A 23372-nucleotide genomic window follows, 5' to 3' on the forward strand; every position below is an offset into this window, starting at 1 on the left:
CGCTTACCGCTTACCGCTTACCGCTTACCGCTTACCGCTTAGGCCTGTGGCTGCCCGTATATTTGCTCTGCGCGGTTAAATAGCACCCACGACGTTAAAATATATTTATCATTCGATACTGGCTTATTACCGCGATGAGTATGAGTAAAGTAGCCTGGGGCAATCACCATAGTGCCTTTTTTCGGAGCTATCTTACGATTTTGATAATAAAACTCGGTTTCACCGCCTTCTTCAACATCGTTTAAATAAAACATAAATAACAATACTCGATGCAGTGCTTCGTTATGGTGTAACTGTGGGTACACTTCACTATGCCAATACGGGTAGCCGCCTTTGTTAACTTCGTATTTTTGCGCTTGGATATTACCGAGTCGAAAAATTTGCTGTACCAATAAAGGTAATTGCGGTTTACCTACCTCGTCAAAATTAGCTTGCGTTAAATCAACAGGTTGTCCTGTTTGGGGGTGGTACACTTTTAAACCAAACGCCCCAATCATTATAAAAATATGTTCTTCAATGTAGTTAAAAACATATTGTGCAGTAGTTTGTTGAATATGTTTTAATTGCTCAGCGTATTCAGGATGATTGTTTAAGTGTAAGTCGTGGCTATCTTTTTTATTAAGATCTATGCCGCCTGATGTCATCCCTTGTTTTATATGCGGGCTTTGCGAAAAGGTGGTGATAAAGTTATCGCAAAAGTCATTACTGAGCGCGTTGTCATACACGCGGATAAAGTCCGTCATGAGTTACCTGTTTAATTATTATTGGATTATTATGTTTACTGAAAAAGTGATGCCGCGCTTTAGCGAAACGGATGCACTCGGACACATCAACAATACCGTACTCCCTGTTTGGTTTGAAGCCGCACGTGCACCTATTTTTAAATTTTTTACCCCCGATTTAAATCCTCACGATTGGAAGCTTATTATTGCTAAAATTGAGGTGTCGTTTGTAGGTGAGTTGTTTTACTCGCATGAAGTAAGTATTAAAACATCGGTAGAGCATATTGGCAGCAGCTCATTTGTGCTTCGCCAAGAGGCATGGCAGCAAGATAAATGCTGCGCAATCGGTAAAACAGTGCTGGTACGTTACGACTTTGCCGCTAAAGCTAAGCAAGCTTTATCTAGTATTGAAAAAGCAGCCTTAAATGAGCATTTTATTGCAGCTTCTTAATGTGTAGTTAGTAATTTAAGGTGCGCAAGTAGTTATCTAAAGCGGTGACTTGCGCTTTACTAAAGCGTAGCCCGAGCTTTGTTCTACGCCACAATATGTCATCGCTGGTTTTTGCCCACTCGTTGTTAATTAGGTAATCGACTTCTTGAGCGTATAGACCATGGCCAAAATGACAACCTAAGTCAGCCAATGCACTGCAATTACCTAGCAGTGCATTAGTTAGCGTGCCATAGGAGCGTACCAGCCTATTTAATAATAACTCAGGCAACCAATTATATTTTACTTGTAGTTGCGTTATTAACGTCGCTTTTTCACTAAAATCTCCGCCTGGTAACGGCGCGCTTTTTGTCCACGCTTCAGTCATATGAGGATAAAATAGCGCGAGTTTGTCCACAGCATTTTCTGCCAGTTTTCGATAAGTAGTTATTTTTCCGCCAAACACACTTAACAAAGCAGCCTGATTATCATCATTATTTAATATCAGCTTATAATCGCGGGTTACAGCTTGAGCATCTGCTGAGTGGTCATCGAGTAATGGCCGTACGCCACTGAATGTATGTACTATATCAGTCGCTTCAATCGGAGTTTTAAAGTAATGATTAGTAATATTGATTAAGTAACTAATTTCTTGTTTGCTAATTTTTACATCTTTAATATTGCCGGTATATTCTTCATCAGTAGTGCCAATGAGAGAATAGTCATCTTCAAAGGGAATGACAAAAACAATACGTTGATCTTCATTTTGGAGAATATAGGCACATGGCTCGTCATGAATACGTGGCACCACGATATGGCTGCCTTTGACTAAGCGAATATGCTGTGGTGATGGCTGAATAAATACATTATCAAACAATGAAGCAACCCAAGGGCCTGCGGCATTAACAATGCATTTGGCTTTGATTTGTAGTTGCTGCTGGGTCGTTTGTTGCGCTAGAGTTACATCCCAATGTTCAATATTGCGCTGTGCCTTTATACAACGAGTACGTGTTGCTATGGTTGCTCCGTGTTGTTCGGCGGCAAGGGCGTTTAAGATCACTAAACGCGCGTCATCTACCCAGCCATCAGCATATTCAAACCCTTGTGTAATTGATGCATTTAGCACACTGTCTTTTGTGAAAATAATCGACTTGGAAGCGGGTAGCGTGTCTCGTTTTTCTAGATGGTCGTAAATAAATAATCCTAGGCGGATCATCCATGGCGGCCGCAAATGTGACTGATGAGGAAGCCTAAACGAGAGCGGCCAAATAATATGCGGTGCTTTTTTTAATAACACTTCACGCTCTAGCAATGCTTCTTTTACTAACCTAAATTGATAGTGCTCTAAATAGCGCAGCCCGCCATGAATAAGCTTACTGCTGTTTGATGAGGTGGCTGAGGCTAAATCGTCTTGCTCACACAATAATACTTTCAAGCCTCTACCACTTGCATCTGCTGCAATACCAGCACCATTAATGCCACCGCCAATGACAAGTAAATCATATTCGTTATCGAGTAACTGCACGGGTGAACCTTAAAGTTAGTTGTTAATGCCAGATTATATTAACGCGATTAGCCGTCATTCTGCGGATTATTAGCAAGCGTCACTTGCGCAATACAATGTAGCCATTTTGCATATAAATCGTTACGCTCAAAGCTACTCATAGTTGGCTCAAAGCGGCGGTCACATCGCCACATAGTTGCTAGTTGCGCTGTTGATTCATAAACACCACTTTGCATGCCTGCTAAATAGGCGACGCCAAGCGAGGTGGTTTCGGTTAAGGTGGGGCGCTCAACACTCGCACCTAAAATATTAGCTAAAAACTCCATAGCCCAATTATTATTAGCCATACCGCCGTCAACGCGCAAGATGCTGGGGCGCAAGCCATCCCCTTCCATCGCTTTTTGTAAATCTTTAGTTTGATAACCCACTGATTGCAAAGCTGCAGCGACAATCGTACTAATACCTGAATCTCGAGTAAGCCCTAAAATAGCACCTCGGGCATTGGCATCCCAATAGGGAGCGCCTAAACCTGTAAAAGAGGGCACTAAAAATACCCCATGATCTAAGGGAACACCTTTGACGAGGGCTTCACTTTCTCCCGCGCTTTCTAATAATTTCAAGCCCTCTACAATCCACTGCATGGTGGCACCTGCCATAAAAATACTGCCTTCAATGGCATACGTAGGTTTGCCGTTAAGTCTATATGCGATGGTGGTTAATAAGCGATTGTTTGACTTTAGTGCTTTATCGCCGGTGTTAAGCATTAAAAAACAGCCTGTTCCGTAGGTGCTTTTTGCCATACCTTCTTCAAAACAAGCTTGGCCAATTAAAGCGGCTTGCTGATCACCCGCTATGCCGCTAATTGGAATTTCACCACCAAATAACTCGCTGCTAGTAACACCAAAGTCAGCCGCTGAGTCCATTACTTCAGGTAGCATCGAGGCTGGAATATCAAATAAGGCGAGTAAGTCTTCATCCCAGCATTGCTGGTGAATGTTAAACAGTAATGTGCGAGAGGCATTGGTTGCATCGGTTTTGTGTACTTTACCATCGGTTAATTGCCATAGTAAGTAGGTGTCTACCGTACCAAACGCCAGCTGACCTGCTTGTGCTTGCTCTTTAGCGCCAGTGACGTTATCTAAGATCCAACGAATTTTGGTGGCAGAAAAGTACGGATCGAGTAATAAGCCGGTTTTATCATTGACGATTTTACTGTGCCCAGCATCGCGCAAACTATCACAGTACTGGCTAGTGCGTCGGTCTTGCCACACAATCGCGTTGTAAATAGGTTGCCCGGTTTTTTTACTCCACACTAAGGTGGTTTCTCGTTGATTAGCAATGCCTATGGCAATAATGTCGGCAGCCGTTACCCGTTGCTGCGCCAATACGTTTTTAACGCTCGCGAATACGGTTTGCCAAATATCTACAGGATCGTGTTCAACCCAACCATTTTGCACAAAGTGCTGCGGGAAGGTTTGTTGGGCTGTGCCAAAAACCTCGGCATCTTTGGTGTATAAGATGGCGCGAGAGCTCGTCGTTCCTTGGTCAATCGAGAGTATGTATTTGCACATAAAATATAATGTTATTTAACTTAGATAAAGATAGCTTGTCTCTAAGCTAAACGAATAGCAATGCTTTTGCACCATAATGGATGTAATTTTAGGCAAATAGGATGAGTGAAAGGGAGTTAAGGCTCAGTGCTGGCGCTTAGTTTTAAATAAGCGCCAGATATATATAATATAATTATTAGTTGGCAGCATCAGCTAATTGCTGATGGAGCCAATCTTTTAATGCCATTCTATCGTGTTTTAATTGATGCATTGCTTCATCATCAATAGGGGCATCTTGTAACTCCAGGACACGGATTTCTTTATCAATTGCATTGTATTGCTTTGCCCTTGCCGCGAACTCTTCATTATCAGTGTTGAGCTTAGTGATAGTGCTTTGGTATTCAGGGAAATCTTTAGTTAATGAATGATCTTCGCCTAACATAGGTCGCTCCTTATTAAAGCGTGTTACATATTAATCTCGATAGATAAACACGCATGGGTTTTAGTCAAATTAAATGCTCTGAGGCGTTTTGCCAATACAATAGAGCTTGGGCTGATTTAAAATAAATCAACATCAAGCTCAGTATTATCGTTATTAAAGTAATTTCCCTTTGCCTGAATACAAAACACTGACACTCGTGCGGGCTTAAGTTAGAATATGAACGCAGGCAGTTGCCTGCAAACAATTTCTATTTTGAGTGCTTTATTACATGCTTTTAATGATCGATAACTACGACTCGTTTACCTACAATTTGGTACAGTATTTTCAACGTTTAGATCAAGAGGTGCTAGTAAAGCGCAATGATGAGATCTCGGTTAGTCAAATTGCCCAGTTAAACCCTAAGCATATCGTGATATCTCCCGGCCCATGTTCACCAAATGAAGCGGGTATATCTTTGGAGCTTGTTGAGCAATTAAAAGGTCAATTTCCAATTTTAGGTATTTGTTTAGGTCATCAAACAATAGCACAAGCACTAGGTGCGAACATTGTTAGGGCAAAGCAAGTGATGCATGGTAAAACCTCGCCAATTTATCATGCTAATCAAGGTGTATTTGCCGGCTTACCAAATCCATTAACAGTTTGCCGTTATCATTCGTTGGTTGTTGAACAAGATAGCATTCCTGATGAGTTGCAGATCACCGCTTGGACCGAAACTGAAAGTGGCCAGTTAGATGAAATAATGGGCTTAGTTCATAATAGCTTAGCGTTAGAGGGGGTACAATTTCACCCAGAGGCAATTTTAACGCAGCGAGGACTTGAATTACTTGCTAACTTTTTAACTCGGTTCTAGGCTTATGCTAACAAACGTAGTAGCTTCCCTTAATTTATTTATAAAAGATAACTATTAATGACAGATGAAATACGCCAACAAAGGACAGCTAAGGCATTAGAGCAACGAGCCCATGATTTGTTGCTTGGACATAGCTTTGCGCAACGTCAAATTGGCTATATTCATACTCTAGATATAAATTATGGTGAGGCGATGAAGCAGCGCACCTTACTTGAGGTTGAAGTTGCTGCGCAAAAAATACGTAAACTCTCCAGTACTTCGCATCATAAGTACCGCGCTCAAGCCAGCCAGCAGTTACATCAAGTTATTGATACCGCCATGAACAAGCAGTTAGCCGATATTGATACGGTACTACATGAAACCATTGGTATTGAAGATAATGTCCCCGCGATTTTAGACATACTTGCGGTAAAATCAGCATCGGTAGGGCGCCTTGAGCCATTAGTTAAAGATTTAACTTGGTTAGGACGTGAGTTAGTTGCTTTTGTGAATTTGCCTTATTATCGCGCGCAGCGCAATAAACATACTTCGGTAAAAGTTGATAATCCCTCTTTAGCTCTGCGTTATATTGGTTTAGACAACTTACAGTTTGTAGTGCCAACCTTTGCGGTACGTCATTGGATGCCACACAGCACCGAACCATTTCCATTATTAAAGCGTCGCCTACGCGATAACTCAATGGCTTGCGCGATTGCGGCGCAAGAGTTGGCTAAGCTCAATGGTATTAATGAAGTACATGCATTTACTTTGGGTATGTTACTCGATGTTGGCAAGATAGCTTTGATTCGACTCTATTTACGTACATTCGAACGAGTGTGGCAGCGCAAAGTAACCCTTGCCCGAGAAGACCAACATAAAGATCTTCACACCGCATTGTTAGAGTTAAAACCTGATCCGTTATTTTTAAGTACTTTACTTAATCAGCATGCGCTAAAAGTCACGGCGACGGTGATTGATAAAATGGCGTTTCGGTATTTACCTTTTAATGCTGTGTTATCGCAGTTGATTAATGGTGTGTCCAAAGGGGATTCACTATTGCCATTAGCGATGTTAATGCAAAAGGCACGTTGTTATAGTCAATGTGTTACTTTGAGCGAACATCAGCTGGTGGAAAGTGATGAAAAATCACTCTGGTTTGATTACGTTGGGTTATCAAAACAGGAACTAGAACAGCTTGAAAAAACCAATTTGCAGCACTTTCATATTAAAATTGATTAGTTTCATAAATTTTTTGTTAATTTTTTTACGACTATTCATTCATCATTAATATCTACTCTTACCCATATTTTATCTTGCAAAGCTCTGCCTGGTGGGTGGTGGGGCAGCGATATAGAATAAACAACCCCATAATTCGTTATTCAGATAGTTATTCACTATCTCTGAAATTATATCTCAAAGCCTTTAATAACAAGGGCTACATGAAAGTTTTATAAGAGACAATAACGAAAAACTCTGAAATAATGATTATCTGAAAATTGAACCAGAGAGTATTTTTTGGCGATGTGAGCTATGCTGATTTACGCCAAAGGAGATGGTACAACAGTCTATCATCAAGCCTATTTTTTAAACTTTCTGTAGGATCACAATTAAGAGGATATAAAATGACAGTCAATCGCGAATTATTTGATCAAGTAATGGTTCCTAACTACGCACCTTCAAGCGTTATTCCTGTTCGTGGCGAAGGCTCACGTGTATGGGATCAGCAAGGTCGTGAATATATCGATTTTGCCGGTGGTATCGCTGTTAACTGTCTAGGTCATTGTCATCCAGCATTGGTTAAAGCATTAAAAGAGCAAGGCGAAAAAATCTGGCACCTATCAAATGTAATGACTAATGAGCCAGCACTTCGTTTAGCTAAAAAATTGGTAGATGCTACATTTGCTGAAAAAGTATATTTCGCCAACTCAGGCGCAGAAGCAAATGAAGGCGCACTAAAATTAGCGCGTCGTGTTGCGCTTGAAAATTTTGGTGAGCAAAAATCGCAAATCATCGCTTTCAATAAAGGTTTCCATGGCCGTACATTCTTTACTGTAACCGTGGGCGGTCAAGCTGCTTACTCTGATGGTTTTGGTCCTAAGCCGGGAGATATCGTACATTGTGACTATAACGATTTAGCCGCATTTGAAGCATTAATCTCTGATAACACATGTGCGGTAATGATGGAGCCATTACAAGGTGAAGGCGGCATTATCTCTGCTACTGACGAGTTTGCTCAAGGTGTACGCCAGTTATGTACTAAACATAACGCATTGCTTATTTTTGATGAAGTACAAACTGGTGTCGGTCGTACTGGCGATCTTTATGCATACCAAGGGTTAAATGTAGTACCTGATATTTTAACTACTGCAAAAGCACTTGGCGGCGGTTTTCCAATTGGTGCAATGATCACCACGACAGAGATTGCTAAGCACCTTAAAGTCGGTACTCATGGTTCTACTTATGGCGGCAATCCGTTGGCATGTGCTGTTGGTGAAGCAGCCTTTGATACTGTGAATACACCAGAAGTATTAGCTGGTGTAAAAGCAAAGTCAGCATTGTTTAATGAATTACTAACTGCAATTAACGATAAGTACAACGTTTTCTCGGAAATTCGTGGCCAAGGTTTATTAATTGGTGCTGTGGTTAATGAGCAGTTTAAAGGTCGTGCTAAAGAGTTTTTAGTAGCAGGAACCGCTGAGGGTGTGATGTCGTTAGTCGCGGGTGCCGATGTGGTGCGTTTTACTCCATCTTTAGTGATCCCTGAAGCGGATATCCGTGAAGGGATGGCGCGCTTTGAAAAAGCCGTAGCCAACGTTGTGAACGGTTAATCAACACCTCTAATCATAATAAGGGCAAGTAGCAAGCTTGCCCTAATATTCTTAATTTACCGTTATTTATAAGGGAGCAAGCGGACTCATGATGATCCTTCGCCCAATCCAGCAATGTGATTACCCAGCTTTATTGAAAATTGCCCACGAATCAGGACATGGTTTTACCTCTTTACCTAATAACGAAGAGTTATTACAAAAGAAGATAGCTCATTCAATAAGCTCATTCGCAAAAAGTGCATCTCATCCGGGTGATGAAGGTTACTTGTTTGTTCTTGAAGATAGCGAAACAGGTGAAGTAGTCGGTACCTCAGCAATTGAAGCTGCGGTTGGTTTAGATGATGCGTTTTATCACTATCATTTAAGTAAAGCTATTCATTCATCTCGTACATTGAATGTTTATAAAGCGGTTGATATTTTAACCTTGTGTAATGATTACACTGGAGCAACTGAGCTTTGTACGCTGTTTTTAAAAGATGGTTACCGTAAAAATAATAACGGTAAGCTGCTTTCAAAAGCACGTTTTATGTTTATCAAGCAGCACCAAGAACGCTTTGCTGAAACCGTAATTGCAGAAATGCGCGGTGTTTCTAACGAACAGGGCAGTAGTCCATTTTGGCAATGGTTAGAAGAACACTTTTTCTCGATGGATTTTCCAACAGCTGATTACTTAACCGGTATTGGCCAAAAAGTGTTTATTGCTGAACTAATGCCAAAGTACCCAATTTACGTCAACTTATTAAGTAAAGAGGCGCAAGCCGTGATCGGCAAGGTGCACAATAATACGCGCCCTGCGATTGAACTACTGAAAAAAGAAGGCTTCACCTTTAATGGCTACGTTGACATTTTTGATGCTGGCCCAACGGTAGAAGCAAAAGTAGATAATATTGCAACTATTCGTAATGCCAAAAACTTTACCGTAAAAATCGGTGAAAACAGCGGCGAGACGGCTATCATGCTAGCGAATGACAAACTCAATGATTTTAGAGCAACCGTTGCACAACTAAACCTTGATGAAACAAGCTCTGAGTTGACTTTGCCACAGGCAATGGCCGATGCACTGCACTTACAAGCTGGCGATATAGTTACCGCAACACGTATATAATTTAGGAGAAAGTACATGACTCATCCTGCACAATTTATTAATGGTCAATGGTCGCAAGGCCTAGGCGATGCATTTAATTCAGTAAACCCAGCCAATAACGAAATTATTTGGCAAGCAAACTCAGCCACCAGTGAGCAAGTAGACACCGCTGTTAACTCTGCGCGTGCAGCATTTTATAGCTGGGCTGATAAATCATTTGCAGAACGTTTAGCGATTGTAAAAACTTTTGCCGAAACCCTAAAAGAGCACAGCGAAGAGCTTGCTGTTGTAATAGCCCAAGAAACGGGTAAGCCGTTATGGGAAACTCGCACTGAAGCGGGTGCTATGGTCGGTAAAATAGCTATCTCTGAAAAAGCATTTTTAGAGCGCACTGGCGACGTAGAAAACCCAATGCCGCAAGGTCGTGCAATGATCCGCCACAAACCACATGGTGTAGTGGCGGTATTTGGCCCTTATAACTTCCCTGGTCATTTACCTAATGGCCATATTGTGCCTGCACTTTTGGCGGGCAATACCGTGGTGTTTAAACCATCGGAGCTAACTCCAGCTGTTGCTGAGCTAACGCTTAAGTTATGGGAAAAAGCAGGTTTACCAGCAGGGGTTATTAACCTAGTACAAGGCGAAGTAGCCACAGGTAAGGCTCTTGCTGCTCACAAAGGTATTGATGGCTTATTCTTTACCGGTTCATCACGCACAGGTCATATTCTGCATGAGCAGTTTGCCGGTCAACCAGGTAAAATCTTAGCATTAGAAATGGGTGGTAACAATCCACTGATTATTACTGATGTTGCTGATACCAAAGCCGTTATTCACGATATTATTCAATCAGCATTTATCTCAAGTGGCCAACGTTGTACCTGTGCACGCAAGCTGTTTTTACCAGCAGGTGAGCAAGGCGATGCAATTTTAGCCGGTTTAATTACCGCGACTAAAGCCATCAAAGTGGGCAATTACGATGATGTAGAGCAACCGTTTATGGGCTCGATGATCTCATCAGCTGCGGCTTCTGGTATGGTAAAAGCACAGCAACAACTCGTTGAGCTTGGTGCTGAAGTATTGGTTGAGCTTAAGCATACTGAAAATACAGGTTTTGTAACGCCTGGTATTATTGAGTGCACAGATGTTGCTAACTTCCCAGATGAAGAGCACTTTGGTCCACTATTAAAAGTATTCCGCTTTACAGATTTTGATAGTGCGATTGATAAAGCCAACGATACCAGCTTTGGTTTGTCTGCGGGTTTACTCAGTGATAATGCGGCAGATTACGACCATTTTTTACGTCGTATCCGTGCTGGTATTGTTAACTGGAACCGCCCAATCACCGGTGCCTCAAGTGCAGCTCCTTTTGGTGGTATTGGTGCATCAGGTAATCATCGTGCAAGTGCTTACTATGCAGCTGATTATTGCGCATACCCAGTTGCCTCTGTTGAACTTGAAAAAGTAGCAATGCCAGCAACATTAAGCCCAGGCTTAAAAATCGATTAATCGATTTTGGTCAAATAGTAATAAATAACTAAAAAAGCAGCCAAGGCTGCTTTTTTTGTATTGGTTAATGCTCAAAGGTAGCAATTAAAAGCGCTTTCTGCTTAAATCAATACAGTCGTTTTAATTAGGTGTGGATAATTATGGTTTTAGATAGGCAAGGATATGATGACCTCATCATGTATCTTACTCAAAATTTAGCATTATTTGAGAAGTCCGGCGAAATAAAACCAGGCGCTCCTACTATTATGGAGCTAATAGAAGATGATATTGCTGAAAATGTTATGTTGTTATGCCAGCAACACACAGAGCTTTCTACTGAACAACGTAGTCAAATCGTGCGTGAAGTAGATGGCATTGTATACGACTTACAAGAAGTCCTCAGCAGCGTCACCAGTAATCAAGTGACAATAGAGCAACATGCATTTATCGATGAATTTGCCGCATTGGTAAAAAACCTCTTTGATAGCGCAGTTGTCGAAAGTGCCTGATCATTCCAATTATCGTTTTTAATTTGCAACTGCGTGTGACTTCCTTACAATCAAGGAAATAACTTCTTTGAGAGTAATAAAATGCAAGCGAATGTGAAATGGGTTGAAGGCGATACTTTTTTAGGGCGTTCTAATTCTGGTCACAATGTTGTGTTTGATGCTGGTAGCGATAGCGCCGCACCAAGCCCAATGGAAATGGTATTAATGTCAGTTGGCTGCTGTTCATCGGTTGATGTAGTCAGTATTCTAAAAAAAGCTAAACAACAGTTTTCAGATGTGCAAGTGCAATTGAGTGCTGAACGCGCAGAGTCCGCTCCGCGAGTATTCACTAAGATTAACTTACACTTTGTTGTGACTGGCGATAACGTTTCAGAAAAGCACCTTGCGCGTGCCGTTCAACTATCTGCAGAGAAGTATTGTTCAGTAGCATTAATGCTTGATAAAACAGTAGAAATTACCCACACACACGAAGTTATACAAGAACAGGGAAAATAACGCTTTTTCCTGAGGTGAAATTCGTATAAAATCCGCGAACTTTTCATTCTGCTCTGGCAGATTTCACTTGTTTATAGGTTGGTTTATCATGAACAAACCCTTCGATAAAATTAAACTTCATGGCTTTAATAACTTAACCAAAAGTTTAAGCTTTAGTATTTACGATATTTGCTATGCAAAGACTGAGCAACAACGTAAAGAATATATTGAATATATCGACGAACAGTACAGTGCTGATCGACTAACCGATATTTTAGGTGAAGTAGTAGACATTATCGGTGCGAATATTTTAAATGTTTCGCGTCAAGATTACGATCCTCAAGGTGCTAGTGTAACAATTCTGATCTCAGAAGAGCCAATTGAGCAGCAGCAAACTTATGAAGTTGATGAAGCACCAGGACCATTACCTGAAACAGTTGTTGCTCATTTAGATAAAAGCCACATCTGCGTTCATACCTATCCTGAAGCTCACCCTGATGATGGTATTTGTACTTTCCGTGCCGATATCGAAGTATCAACCTGTGGCATTATTTCGCCATTAAAAGCGTTAAACTTCCTAATTCATAGCTTAGAGTCAGATGTTGTAACAATTGACTACCGAGTGCGTGGTTTTACCCGTGACGTAGATGGTGTTAAGCACTATATCGATCACGCGATCAACTCAATTCAAAACTACATGACCGAAGATACCAAAGAAGCGTACCAAATGATGGACGTGAATGTGTATCAAGAAAATTTGTTCCACACTAAGATGATGCTAAAAGAAACAGACCTAAATACTTATTTATTTGGTGTTACTACGAGTGATTTATCTGAAGACGAAGAAGAAGCAATTCGTTCAAAATTAACACGTGAAATGCAAGAAATCTTTTACGGCCGTAACCTGCCGGAAGCAGAATAAACTCACTTAATTAGTAAGTTTTAAAAAACGGCGCGCAATGTAAATTGCGCGCCGTTTTTTATTAAAGTTGCTAAATGCAGCAACAAAAGCAAACGAAAAGACCATCCTTCCTAAGTATACCTCCTAAATTAGCCTGAAAATGTTGGTGACGACATTCCTTGACGCTAGCAGCTGTGGCTAATAGTCTAAGTAAACAGCCCGTCTTCTATTATGGATCAATATGCAGAATCAAGGCCTAGCACAGCAACTATTTTTGGCAAAGCAGGTGAGGGAGCACGAAGCAAAAGCAGCGACCTTGGCAGGCGTTAGCATGTTCACTTTGATGGAGCGCGCAGGGCATGCGGTATTCTCGCAATGTATCGAGCATTTTCCGAATGCTCAGCGCTACTTTATTCTGGTCGGTTATGGTAATAATGCGGGCGATGGCTATATCGTGGCAAGCCTTGCCAAGCAAGCCGGTAAAGAAGTCATTGTACTTGCAGCCGATACCAGTAGACATCTCACCGGGGATGCGCTTACAGCTCAGCAACGTTGGCAAGCATTGGGGGGCGAAGTTGAAAGTTACACGCAAGGTCGCCTCAATAATGCCGATATTATTATTGATGGTTTGTTAGGTACCGGAATTAATAGTCAAGTTCGTCCGCCATTTTTAACGATGATTGAAGATGCCAACGCGCAACCTAGCGCAATAGTGGCAATTGATTTACCTTCAGGCATAGACGCCGACACCGGGCAGCCACTTGGCATCGCTATCCACGCTACTATTACCGTTACTTTTGTGGGGATTAAACAAGGCTTAGTAACCGGTGCCGGGCGAAGTGCTGCAGGAAAAATCATTTTTAATGATTTAGGGATCGCAGAATCATTTACCAAGTTAGTGGATGCTAGCGCAACACTTATCAATATTACTAGTTTTAAGCCACTTGCTGCACGAAGTCGCAATAGCCATAAAGGGAACCACGGCAAGTTGTTATGCGTCGGTGGGAATCAAGGTACTAGCGGGGCCATTCGTTTATCAAGTGAAGCAGCGCTTCGTACAGGCGCTGCAATGGTGCGTGTTTATACTCATCAAAGCAGTGTACAAGTAGTCAGTAGTGGTCGCCCTGAATTAATGGTCAGTTGCGACAGTTTATCCGCAGCCCTTGAATGGGCAAATTGTGTCATTATTGGCCCAGGTCTTGGTCAGGATAGTTGGGCGCAAACGACATTTGAGCAGGTTATACAATATTGCTTAGCAAATAATTTACCATTAGTTATTGATGCTGATGGCTTAAATTTGTTGGCTAAGCATGCTTTAGAGTATCGCCTTAAAAATTGCATAATAACCCCGCATGCTGGTGAAGCCTCACGGCTAATGAAAGTTTCAATTGCTGAGATTGAAGCAAATCGCTTTCAATCTGCTACGGATTTAGCTAAACGTTATACCAGTACCAGTGTGCTGAAAGGCGCGGGTAGCCTGATCGCCAACGGGCAGCAAACTTGGTTGTGCGAAAATGGTAATCCAGCGCTTGCCGTTGGTGGCAGTGGTGATGTGCTTACCGGCATCATAGGTGCGTTACTTGCTCAAGGTTTCGCTGTTGATCAAGCCGCATGTTACGGTGTGACATTGCACGCTAAAGCAGCCGATATTTTGGCAGAACGCGAAGGGGAGCGCGGTATGTTGCCAAGTGATTTATTTGCGATTGTCAGGCAGCTCATTAATGGTAAATAGCGGTTAAATATACTTTTTGGTCACTATTTTTAGGAACTCGTTTTGCTAAATACAGCACAGTCCCTATACTCTATTTTGCGCGGCTATTATTTACTACTGAGGTAAAAAGAAGATGTTGATACAAAAAAAAATGTACCTAGGGAGTTTTCTGCTGCTGTTGTTTGCTTTAATTATTCTGTCAGGAATAATGCAGCTAGTTGTTACGCCAATCATTAAAAATGACGCTATATCCAGCGCAAAATTACAAGCAAAGGTGATCGGCGAATCGTTAGCAAAAGATTTAGCTAAAAGTGCCACCTTAACGCAAAGCTTAGCCGTGGTAGCCGAGACTTTGCCATTACAGCAAGCGGCCTTTATTGAAAATATTGCTCCTTTGATTGCAAGTGGCAAAGGTATTGCGGGTGGTGGTATTTGGCCTGAGCCGAATAAAATGCTGCCTTCAGCAGCAAAGGCATCTCTTTTCTGGGCGAAAACAGGTAATGGCCAATATAAACTTTTAGATGATTATAATCAGCCCGACAGCAGCGCGTATCAACAAGAAACCTGGTATAAAAATGCCATTAACGCTAATCGGGGTGAGTGCGTTTGGTCCGAAGCTTATGTAGACACGGTATCGAATGTACCGATGGTTACCTGTTCCGTGAAAATAATCCGTGATAACCAATTTTGGGGGGTTGCCACCTTAGACGTTGAACTGGCATCTATCGAAAGCTCATTGATCGCAGAGAACAATGCTACGGGCACCTATAACTTTATTTTAGATAGCGCCGAGCAATTAGTATCGATTCCATCGATACGCAATACTAACTTAGCAATGATGAGCCTTACTCAGGTTGCCAGTAAAGACAGTAGCTTAAAGCCGTTGGTCAGCGCCTTGCAAAACAGCAATACAACTGTTGCTGAATTTGCCAGTGGTGTGGTTAATAATGACGAATCTATTTTAGTAACTTACTCATTGGCAGAGCAAAATTGGCGCTCTGGGGTTATTATTCCTGCCGCAATTGCCAAGAAAACCGTTAACACCCTCACTTATTATTTATACAGTTCATTTATCGCCCTTATTCTCGCTTTTGTATCAGTATTACTGATTTTTGGTAATCGCCTGGTGCAGCAAATTAACACCACCACAGAGCAAGTTAGAATGTTGGTGCAAGGTCGCACGAATTCAAAACTGGCCGTGCGTGGAAGTGATGAAATGAGCCACTTATGCGAAGCGATTAATGATTATGGCGATCATCTGATTAAGATTTTAGAACAGATCCAAGCAGAAGCCGCTGCGGTTAAAAACAACGCTGAAGCGATGGATAACTTAAGTAATAACAGCCAAATTCGTACGCAAGAGTTAATGGAAGAAAACAACATGTTGGCTGAGGCAATTCATGAAATGTCGATAGCAGCCTCATCAGCCTCACAAGATGTTTTGAGCGTTGCAGATATTACTACGCAATCAGCTGATTTAGTGAATTCTGGTTTTGATGTTATTGAGAAGAATGCCGAATCAATCCAGTTATTATTTGATAAATTAACGGAATCATCAGATGCCATTTCACGGATTGCACAAGACTCAAAACAAGTGGGCTCGGTGCTTGATGTGATCATGAATATTTCAGAACAAACTAATCTACTTGCGCTTAATGCCGCCATTGAAGCTGCTCGAGCAGGTGAATCAGGGCGTGGTTTCGCGGTAGTGGCTGATGAAGTTAGAACTTTGGCACATCGTACTCAGCAATCGGCTGGCGAGATTGAAACCATGATCAGCCAATTGCAAGAAGCCGCTAGTCGAGGGGTTAACGTTATTGGAGAATGCCGTGAATACTCTGAAGTAGTGAACGAGCGCTCAGCAACAACACGTGCACAGTATGAAAGTATTGTTACCGCGTTTAATGATATTAAAGAGCGTTCATCAAGCATTGCCGTAGCGACTGAAGAGCAATCACAGGTAACCGAAAATGTGAAAAACTTGGCAGAGCGAATTCGTGAGATCTCTGTGCAAAATGCCAGTGATGCTGAAGAATTTCGTAGCGTCAGCAAAGATTCAAATAGCCAAGCACAGCGTTTATATCAAATTAGTCAGCAATAATGTGATTCATTGATAGTGTTTTTCAAGCATCGTGAGCTGAGAATGTCAGCGCGATGCTTCACCTTCGTCCTCTTCTGGTGGATCGCCGGAGTCTTCTTTGCGTTTACGCTGCTCTTGTTTGGCTTTTTGTACATTCTCAAATTGCGGGGGTGGAATAGGGAATAACGAAATAAGCGGAAAGAACGACAAAAATAAAAAAGCCCCTCGTGACATGGTTTTACCCCACACAACTATTTTTACCATTGACCACAATATCACCAGTAACAATAACGTCACTACACCAAGGTGAACTAATAATGTTTCAATGCTAACTTTGTTTAATAAATCCATTTGTTTTTAATATGGTTACTAATAGTTAGTTAATGAGGGTTAATTGAACAATATCAAGTTAACCAGAGGTTCCATATTAAGCGCCAGTAGGTTGTGATTTATCGCGATTAGTGACCTCTCACAGACTGCTTTTAATTTAATTGTAGTAAGTCCCATTTATTACCATACAAATCTTCAAATACCACAACGGTGCCGTATTCTTCTACGCGGGGCTGTTCATTAAAGTTAACGCCATTTTTTTGCATTAATTCATAATCTCGCCAAAAGTCATTGGTATGTAAAAATAAAAACACTCGGCCCCCAGTTTGGTTGCCCACAGCCTCTAACTGCTGTTGAGTACTTGCTTGTGCGAGTAATAAATTAGTGCCATTAGAGTTAGGTGGTGATACTAATACCCAGCGTTTGCCATTACCCTGATCAGTATCTTCGATTAAATCAAACCCCAGTTTTTGAGTGTAAAATGCAATCGCATCATCATAATTCCCTACAACTAATGCCATGCTACCTATATGCTGTTTTATGTTTGTCATTGTCCTACCTTGAAATAATGCAGTGCTTAAAGATGCTTTTTAGCATATAAGAAAATATAACCCGAGGACAAAAGGCTGGTACGTTAAGTGCGGTGCTAGATTTATCAGTAGGTCTGACTTCAGCCAGAAAGCTTTTCCCGATAAATCTGGACTTACGTGTGGCTGGCGCTAGGTTTTAAACTTATTATCTTTAAAAACAAAACCCAGCTTTCACTGGGTTTTTAATAACATAAATATTATCGATGTAACTCACCGGCTCGTTCTGGCTGATAAGTGATTGCTTTTATTTTTACTTTTATGAGACCGCCACTTGGTTTTGGCCATTCAATTTCATCACCTTGCGATAGACCAAGTAGGGCGCTGCCAACAGGGGCTAAAATTGATATTTTATCAGCACTTGCATCAGCATTTTTCGGATACACTAAGGTCTTAGTGAATTCTTCTTTAGTTGATTCAACAATAAAGTTTACCGTTGAGTTCATAGTAACCACTGTCGAAGGCACATCTTTTGGCTCAACGATTGTTGCGCGGCCAAGTTCAGCTTCAAGTTCTTTTTCGCCAGCAAAGCTTCCTGCTGGTAATGATTCCATTAAATCATACAATCTATCAGCATCGAGTGACGAGATGATTAGTTCAGGCTTTTTATTCATCTTACTATCCTTAATTATGTCTTATAAATAAAATTAACTCTGAGTATGGTTTGCTACGCAGTTTAGACACTGCAATACGCTGGAGTCATTTTATTTGCTACTTTATCGTTGCTCTTAAAGCTAAAAACCCAGCCGAAGCTGGGTTTTTATTTTAGCTAGATGGTTAGGAGATGAATTACATCATGCCGCCCATACCACCCATGCCGCCCATGCCTCCCATGTCAGCGCCGCCAGCTTCATCCTTTGGGATTTCAGCTACCATTGCTTCAGTGGTGATCATAAGGCCAGCAATCGAGCCTGCAAATTGTAGTGCAGAGCGCGTTACTTTTGTTGGATCTAGGATACCCATTTCAATCATGTCGTTGTATTCGCCAGTTGCTGCGTTGTAACCGAAGTTACCCGTGCCGCCTTTAACTGCGTTAATAACAACAGACGCTTCGTCACCTGCGTTGGTAACGATTTGACGAAGTGGTGCTTCCATAGCACGTAGTGCTACTTTGATACCGTGGCTTTGATCTTCGTTGTCACCAACTAAATCAACAAGTTTGCTTGCTGCACGTACTAGTGCAACACCACCACCAGGCACTACGCCTTCTTCAACCGCAGCGCGAGTTGCATGAAGTGCATCTTCAACGCGGTCTTTTTTCTCTTTCATTTCTATTTCAGTAGCAGCACCTACTTTGATTACCGCAACACCGCCGGCAAGTTTAGCCATGCGCTCTTGTAGTTTCTCTTTATCGTAGTCTGATGTTGCTTCTTCGATTTGTGCTTTGATTTGCGCAACGCGACCGTTGATGCCAGCTTCTTCGCCTGCACCATCGATGATAGTTGTATCATCTTTAGTGATAACTACGCGCTTTGCAGTACCTAAATCTTCAACTGTCGCTTTTTCAAGTTCAAGGCCGATTTCTTCAGAGATAACCGTACCGCCAGTTAATACTGCGATATCTTGTAGCATTGCTTTACGACGGTCGCCAAAACCAGGTGCTTTAACTGCTGATACTTTAACGATACCGCGCATGTTGTTAACAACTAGAGTAGCTAGTGCTTCGCCTTCAAGGTCTTCAGCAATGATAAGTAATGGTTTGCTTGCTTTAGCAACGGCTTCTAATGTAGGTAGCAACTCACGAATATTAGAGATTTTTTTATCTACAAGTAGAATAAATGGGTTATCTAATTCAACAGCGCCTTTTTCTGCGTTGTTGATGAAATACGGAGATAAGTAACCACGGTCAAACTGCATGCCTTCAACAACATCTAGTTCGTTTTCAAGTGATTGACCTTCTTCAACAGTGATTACACCTGAATTACGGCCTACTTTTTCCATTGCTTCTGCAATGATGTCGCCAATTTCTTTATCAGAGTTAGCTGAAATAGTACCCACTTGAGCGATTGCTTTTGCATCTGCACATGGTACTGAAAGTTCTTTTAGCTCAGCAACAGCTGCGATGATTGCTTTATCAATACCGCGCTTAAGGTCCATTGGGTTCATGCCCGCAGCAACCGCTTTTAAGCCTTCGTTTACAATTGACTGTGCTAATACTGTTGCAGTAGTTGTACCGTCACCGGCTGCATCGTTTGCTTTAGATGCAACTTCTTTAACCATTTGTGCGCCCATATTTTCAAACTTGTCTTCAAGTTCGATTTCTTTTGCCACTGATACACCATCTTTAGTGATCACTGGAGAGCCAAATGATTTGTCTAGGATTACGTTACGGCCTTTAGGACCTAAAGTTACACGAACTGCGTTTGCTAAGATGTTTACGCCAGCTAGCATTTTAGCGCGTGCGTCACCTGCAAAAAGTACTTCTTTTGCTGCCATGATTAATTTCCTTTGAATTCTGAATGTTTGTTAAACGAAAAGTAGCTTTAGCCTACAATGCCTAAAATATTGTCTTCACGCATGATCAGGTACTCTTGACCTTCGATCTTTTCAGCTTTTTCAACATATGAGCCGAATAACACAGTGTCACCGACTTTAACTTCTAATGCTCTCACATCACCGTTATCTAGAGTACGGCCATTACCCACTGCAACAACTTTACCGCGGGTTGATTTCTCAGCCGCAGAACCAGTTAATACAATACCGCCAGCAGATTTGGTTTCTTCTTCTAGGCGCTCAACGATCACGCGATCATGTAAAGGACGAATGTTCATTTTATTTAGTTCTCCTAACAGTTTCTGAACAGGACAGAAAAAAGCTTTATATGTACCAGTTTGCATTAAACCCTGTGGTTCAAGGCAATTGATTTAGTTGTACTCAGTAATGGGGGTATTGCTTCAAAACCCAAGTGATAAAAATTAAAATTTTTAATCTTTTCTCTCGTACTCACCATCAATAGTGGTCGGCTCGCTCATTTTGCGAGGTTCTGGCTCTGAATGGGTGTGCTGATTAAATGCTGTTGGACCTTGTTGCATGCCTGCACTCATACGCACCGTTGCTTGACTAGCAAGGCCTGCAGCTAGTTTATTGCGAATGGCCGGGGTCAATAATAAAAAACCGAATACGTCGGTCATAATGCCTGGAGTTAGCAATAATATGCCAGCAATAATCACACATAAACCGGTAAATAATTCTTTGGCTGGCATTTGCCCTTGCGCCATTTGTGTTTGCACATTTTGCAGTGCGCCCATACCTTGTGTTCTAACTAATTTTGCGCCGAATATTGCGGTTACAATAACCAGTGCAATAGTGGCGAATCCACCAATTACATCAGCTACTTGAATTAACAACGCAATTTCAATAATTGGCACGAGAATAAATAATAAAAACAAAAATCTAAACATAAGGCTCTCTAAATAGTGATCACTCAGTTGAGTTGATGAAATATAAATATGGGTTATCAGGTCTTTTTTCAAGGCTAGTGGTAAAGCAGTGTTGGCTAAATCGCCTGAACTCTGATTAAGCGATTTATTATCCGCAGTTTAGGTTAACTACACTTTGCCTTAGCTATCAGCTACTATGGCATTGGGCAGAGCAATCAATCAAAGGTTCAATATGACGACTCATTTTCGACTTATTTTTACCACTTGCGCAGATGTAAGTGAGGCACGCTCCATAGCTGAGCAATTAGTTAAGCTTAAATTAGCTGCGTGTGTGAACATTCTTCCAAATGTGGAATCTGTTTATATGTGGCAAGGAGAGGTTGCTTATGCAACCGAGTGTAAATTATTAATTAAAACGAAGTCAGAAAAAATGAATGAATTGATTCAAACTATCAAGCAATTACATAGTTATGAAATTCCTGAAATACAGGTTATTGATGTGGCCACTGGCAATTTAGCCTATTTTAATTGGATGGATGAGGTGCTTAATTAATGCGTTGTTTTCTTTTATTGCTTTGTGCGCTGTCGTTAATGCCAGCACAGGCTGCAACTAATAATTTATTAAGTGATTTGCTGCAGCCCAAAGAGCAAACATTTTTACCTGTTGATCAGGCATTTTCATTTGATTTTGATCAGCAAGGCAGCACACTTTTTGTTGGTTGGGATATTGCGCCGGGTTATTACCTATATAAAAAGAAGCTAGAAATTATTGGTAAAGGTGCTGATATTGAAGTGCCCGATCTTGGTAAAGGCGTGATCATTGAAGATGAGTTCTTTGGCAAAACAGCAGTGTTTTTTGATTCACTGAGTGTGATCAGTAAGCTAAGTAATATAGCTGAAGATGGCGTAATTAAAGTTCGCTATCAGGGCTGTGCTGAAGCAGGGCTATGTTACCCGCCAGAGATCATTACTATTCCATTGAGTACGATTGCCGGTGAAACCCCTACAACAGATAACGCGACAGCAGGCAATGCATTAGCTGCGCTTAACGCTGAATCAGCGGCTGCTGCAGAGAATGTTGTAACGCAAGATGATGACTCAGAAAAAGAATTAAACTTTACTGAAAAACTGGCCTCGCAAGGTTTGTTAGCGAACTTAGCGATTTTCTTTTTGGTCGGTATTGGTCTGGCATTTACGCCATGTGTATTTCCGATGTTTCCTATTTTGTCGAGCCTAATTGCAGGACAAAAAAATCTTTCCACTAGAAAAGCTTTTGCGCTTTCTTTTGTTTATGTGCAGGGTATGGCCGTTACGTATGCGGCGCTGGGCCTTGTGGTTGCATCACTTGGTGGTCAAGTGCAAGGTTATTTGCAGCACCCATATGTATTGATTAGTTTCAGTTTATTATTCGTTTTACTCGCTATGTCGATGTTTGGTTGGTACGAAATAAAGCTCCCTAGCGGCATGATGAATAAGCTCACACAAGTAAGTAATAATCAAAAAGGCGGCAACTACATTGGCGTGTTTTTAATGGGGGTTTTATCGGGTTTAATTGCGTCACCTTGTACCACTGCACCGTTATCAGCTGCGCTATTGTTTGTTGCGCAAAGCGGCGATTATTTAGTTGGCGGCTTAACTTTGTATGTGCTGAGTTTAGGGATGGGTATTCCGCTGCTGTTATTAGGCACCTCCGGCGGTAAATTATTGCCAAAAGCAGGCGGCTGGATGGAACAAGTTAAAACCCTGTTTGGTTTTATCATGCTGGTAGTGCCATTGATCTTGCTTGAACGTATTGTCGATGCAGACATCATATTACTTATGGCGGGCTTATTAGCATTAGCAACGGCCTTGTATTTACATCATTGGCAGAGCGCTCAAACACAAGGTAAGTTAAAAACTGCATTGTGGTTTGTTGCAACGTTATTAGTTGTTAGCGGTGTGAGCTTAACTAAAAACTATATATGGCCAACAGCGCAAGTTGTTAGTGCCGCAAATGGCGAGCAACAAGAGCGCGGCTTTAAATTAGTTGCTGACTTAGCTGAGCTCAAACAAGCAATAAATGATGCAAACAGTGATGGTCGTTTAGTGATGGTCGATTTATATGCAGATTGGTGTGTTGCGTGTAAAGAGTTCGAGAAATACACTTTTCCTGACGCTAAAGTACAAGGTGAGTTTGCAAACTTTGAGTTGTTAAAAATTGATTTGACCGAAAGTGATGATAAAACAATTGCTGTAATGGAAGAGTTTTCGGTATTTGGTTTACCCAGTATTTTGTTTTTTGATACACAAGGTGAAGAGCTTGCAGCACAGCGTGTGACGGGCTTTTTAAATGCCAAGGACTTTGCTGAGCATTTAGCAAAAGTGAAAAATAGCGCTAAATAAACATTTTTCGCACCGCTATTTTAAACGCCACTTTATATGAGTGGCGTTTTTGTTTTTGTGGTGGTTACTAGTGATTAGACCAGTATTTTGCTGCTATTTACATCGAACTGGCTATAATAGGTGGTTAACGTGAGAAATACTTGCTAT

Annotated in this window: 23 protein-coding genes; 13 read left to right on the top strand and 10 right to left on the bottom strand. The window is 41.5% G+C overall.

Annotated elements, in window-relative coordinates; translation table 11 throughout:
• Nucleotides 1-38: 38 nt before the first annotated feature.
• Entirely contained in the window at nt 39-743 is a 705-nt protein-coding gene (locus H5182_RS16260; RefSeq protein ID WP_145238009.1) for a 2OG-Fe(II) oxygenase, read from the bottom strand.
• 31 nt (nt 744-774) lie between these two features.
• Here H5182_RS16260 and H5182_RS16265 point away from each other — a divergent pair, with 31 nt between their 5' ends.
• Nucleotides 775-1173, top strand: coding sequence for a thioesterase family protein (locus H5182_RS16265; RefSeq protein WP_182718911.1), 399 nt, complete (start codon nt 775-777; stop codon nt 1171-1173).
• A gap of 7 nt (nt 1174-1180) precedes the next feature.
• On the opposite strand, the gene glpD is transcribed toward H5182_RS16265, so the two are convergent.
• The 3 genes from glpD to H5182_RS16280 all read right to left on the bottom strand — a co-directional run bounded on the left by glpD (nt 1181) and on the right by H5182_RS16280 (nt 4645).
• The gene (glpD, locus tag H5182_RS16270) at nt 1181-2674 is read right to left on the bottom strand and encodes a glycerol-3-phosphate dehydrogenase (RefSeq protein ID WP_182760329.1); all 1494 of its coding nucleotides are present in this window, start codon (nt 2672-2674) and stop codon (nt 1181-1183) included.
• Nucleotides 2675-2721: 47 nt separating this feature from the next.
• Complete coding sequence (glpK, locus tag H5182_RS16275; RefSeq protein WP_182760330.1) at nt 2722-4224, bottom strand: glycerol kinase GlpK; 1503 nt, start codon at nt 4222-4224, stop codon at nt 2722-2724.
• Nucleotides 4225-4399: 175 nt separating this feature from the next.
• A complete protein-coding gene (locus tag H5182_RS16280) occupies nt 4400-4645 on the bottom strand; it encodes a YdcH family protein (RefSeq protein ID WP_145238021.1) in 246 nt (81 codons plus the stop codon).
• 268 nt (nt 4646-4913) lie between these two features.
• On the opposite strand from H5182_RS16280, the gene H5182_RS16285 reads away from it, so the two are divergent.
• The 10 genes from H5182_RS16285 to H5182_RS16330 all read left to right on the top strand — a co-directional run bounded on the left by H5182_RS16285 (nt 4914) and on the right by H5182_RS16330 (nt 16567).
• Nucleotides 4914-5495: an aminodeoxychorismate/anthranilate synthase component II gene (locus H5182_RS16285; protein ID WP_145238024.1), complete on the top strand. Its 582-nt coding sequence runs from the start codon at nt 4914-4916 to the stop codon at nt 5493-5495.
• Nucleotides 5496-5552: 57 nt separating this feature from the next.
• The gene (locus H5182_RS16290; RefSeq protein ID WP_145238027.1) at nt 5553-6713 is read left to right on the top strand and encodes an HDOD domain-containing protein; all 1161 of its coding nucleotides are present in this window, start codon (nt 5553-5555) and stop codon (nt 6711-6713) included.
• Between the two features lie 383 nt (nt 6714-7096).
• Nucleotides 7097-8302, top strand: a complete 1206-nt coding sequence (locus H5182_RS16295) for an aspartate aminotransferase family protein (RefSeq protein WP_149980483.1) — start codon at nt 7097-7099, stop codon at nt 8300-8302.
• Between the two features lie 88 nt (nt 8303-8390).
• Nucleotides 8391-9407, top strand: coding sequence for an arginine N-succinyltransferase (astA, locus tag H5182_RS16300; RefSeq protein WP_182760331.1), 1017 nt, complete (start codon nt 8391-8393; stop codon nt 9405-9407).
• A gap of 15 nt (nt 9408-9422) precedes the next feature.
• Complete coding sequence (gene astD / locus H5182_RS16305) at nt 9423-10892, top strand: succinylglutamate-semialdehyde dehydrogenase (RefSeq protein WP_182740846.1); 1470 nt, start codon at nt 9423-9425, stop codon at nt 10890-10892.
• Between the two features lie 140 nt (nt 10893-11032).
• Nucleotides 11033-11380 carry a DUF3802 family protein gene (locus H5182_RS16310; RefSeq protein ID WP_149980484.1) on the top strand — a complete coding sequence of 116 codons (348 nt, stop codon included), beginning with the start codon at nt 11033-11035 and terminating at the stop codon, nt 11378-11380.
• An 81-nt stretch (nt 11381-11461) separates the two neighbouring features.
• Nucleotides 11462-11875, top strand: a complete 414-nt coding sequence (locus tag H5182_RS16315; protein WP_145238042.1) for an OsmC family protein — start codon at nt 11462-11464, stop codon at nt 11873-11875.
• 88 nt (nt 11876-11963) lie between these two features.
• The gene (gene speD, locus H5182_RS16320; protein ID WP_145238045.1) at nt 11964-12776 is read left to right on the top strand and encodes an adenosylmethionine decarboxylase; all 813 of its coding nucleotides are present in this window, start codon (nt 11964-11966) and stop codon (nt 12774-12776) included.
• A 220-nt stretch (nt 12777-12996) separates the two neighbouring features.
• Nucleotides 12997-14487 carry an NAD(P)H-hydrate dehydratase gene (locus H5182_RS16325; protein ID WP_182760332.1) on the top strand — a complete coding sequence of 497 codons (1491 nt, stop codon included), beginning with the start codon at nt 12997-12999 and terminating at the stop codon, nt 14485-14487.
• A 112-nt stretch (nt 14488-14599) separates the two neighbouring features.
• Nucleotides 14600-16567 (top strand): methyl-accepting chemotaxis protein, encoded by a 1968-nt coding sequence (locus tag H5182_RS16330; protein ID WP_182735546.1) that lies wholly within the window; start codon nt 14600-14602, stop codon nt 16565-16567.
• A 45-nt stretch (nt 16568-16612) separates the two neighbouring features.
• On the opposite strand, the gene H5182_RS16335 is transcribed toward H5182_RS16330, so the two are convergent.
• The 6 genes from H5182_RS16335 to H5182_RS16360 all read right to left on the bottom strand — a co-directional run bounded on the left by H5182_RS16335 (nt 16613) and on the right by H5182_RS16360 (nt 20864).
• Nucleotides 16613-16897 carry a hypothetical protein gene (locus H5182_RS16335; protein WP_149980487.1) on the bottom strand — a complete coding sequence of 95 codons (285 nt, stop codon included), beginning with the start codon at nt 16895-16897 and terminating at the stop codon, nt 16613-16615.
• 131 nt (nt 16898-17028) lie between these two features.
• A complete protein-coding gene (locus tag H5182_RS16340; protein WP_149980488.1) occupies nt 17029-17427 on the bottom strand; it encodes a VOC family protein in 399 nt (132 codons plus the stop codon).
• Between the two features lie 236 nt (nt 17428-17663).
• Nucleotides 17664-18077 carry a nucleoside diphosphate kinase regulator gene (gene rnk, locus H5182_RS16345; RefSeq protein ID WP_182718918.1) on the bottom strand — a complete coding sequence of 138 codons (414 nt, stop codon included), beginning with the start codon at nt 18075-18077 and terminating at the stop codon, nt 17664-17666.
• A 175-nt stretch (nt 18078-18252) separates the two neighbouring features.
• The gene (gene groL / locus H5182_RS16350) at nt 18253-19899 is read right to left on the bottom strand and encodes a chaperonin GroEL (RefSeq protein ID WP_145238063.1); all 1647 of its coding nucleotides are present in this window, start codon (nt 19897-19899) and stop codon (nt 18253-18255) included.
• Nucleotides 19900-19946: 47 nt separating this feature from the next.
• Nucleotides 19947-20234, bottom strand: a complete 288-nt coding sequence (locus H5182_RS16355; RefSeq protein WP_054204533.1) for a co-chaperone GroES — start codon at nt 20232-20234, stop codon at nt 19947-19949.
• A gap of 153 nt (nt 20235-20387) precedes the next feature.
• A complete protein-coding gene (locus H5182_RS16360; protein ID WP_182735547.1) occupies nt 20388-20864 on the bottom strand; it encodes an FxsA family protein in 477 nt (158 codons plus the stop codon).
• A gap of 211 nt (nt 20865-21075) precedes the next feature.
• Here H5182_RS16360 and cutA point away from each other — a divergent pair, with 211 nt between their 5' ends.
• Entirely contained in the window at nt 21076-21396 is a 321-nt protein-coding gene (gene cutA, locus H5182_RS16365; protein WP_182732161.1) for a divalent-cation tolerance protein CutA, read from the top strand.
• A complete protein-coding gene (locus H5182_RS16370; RefSeq protein WP_182760333.1) occupies nt 21396-23225 on the top strand; it encodes a protein-disulfide reductase DsbD in 1830 nt (609 codons plus the stop codon). The genes cutA and H5182_RS16370 overlap by 1 nt, the downstream gene beginning before the upstream one ends.
• Nucleotides 23226-23372: the final 147 nt, after the last annotated feature.

It is taken from the genome of Pseudoalteromonas sp. SG44-17 (assembly GCF_014164235.1).
GTDB classification, from domain to species: domain Bacteria; phylum Pseudomonadota; class Gammaproteobacteria; order Enterobacterales; family Alteromonadaceae; genus Pseudoalteromonas; species Pseudoalteromonas rhizosphaerae.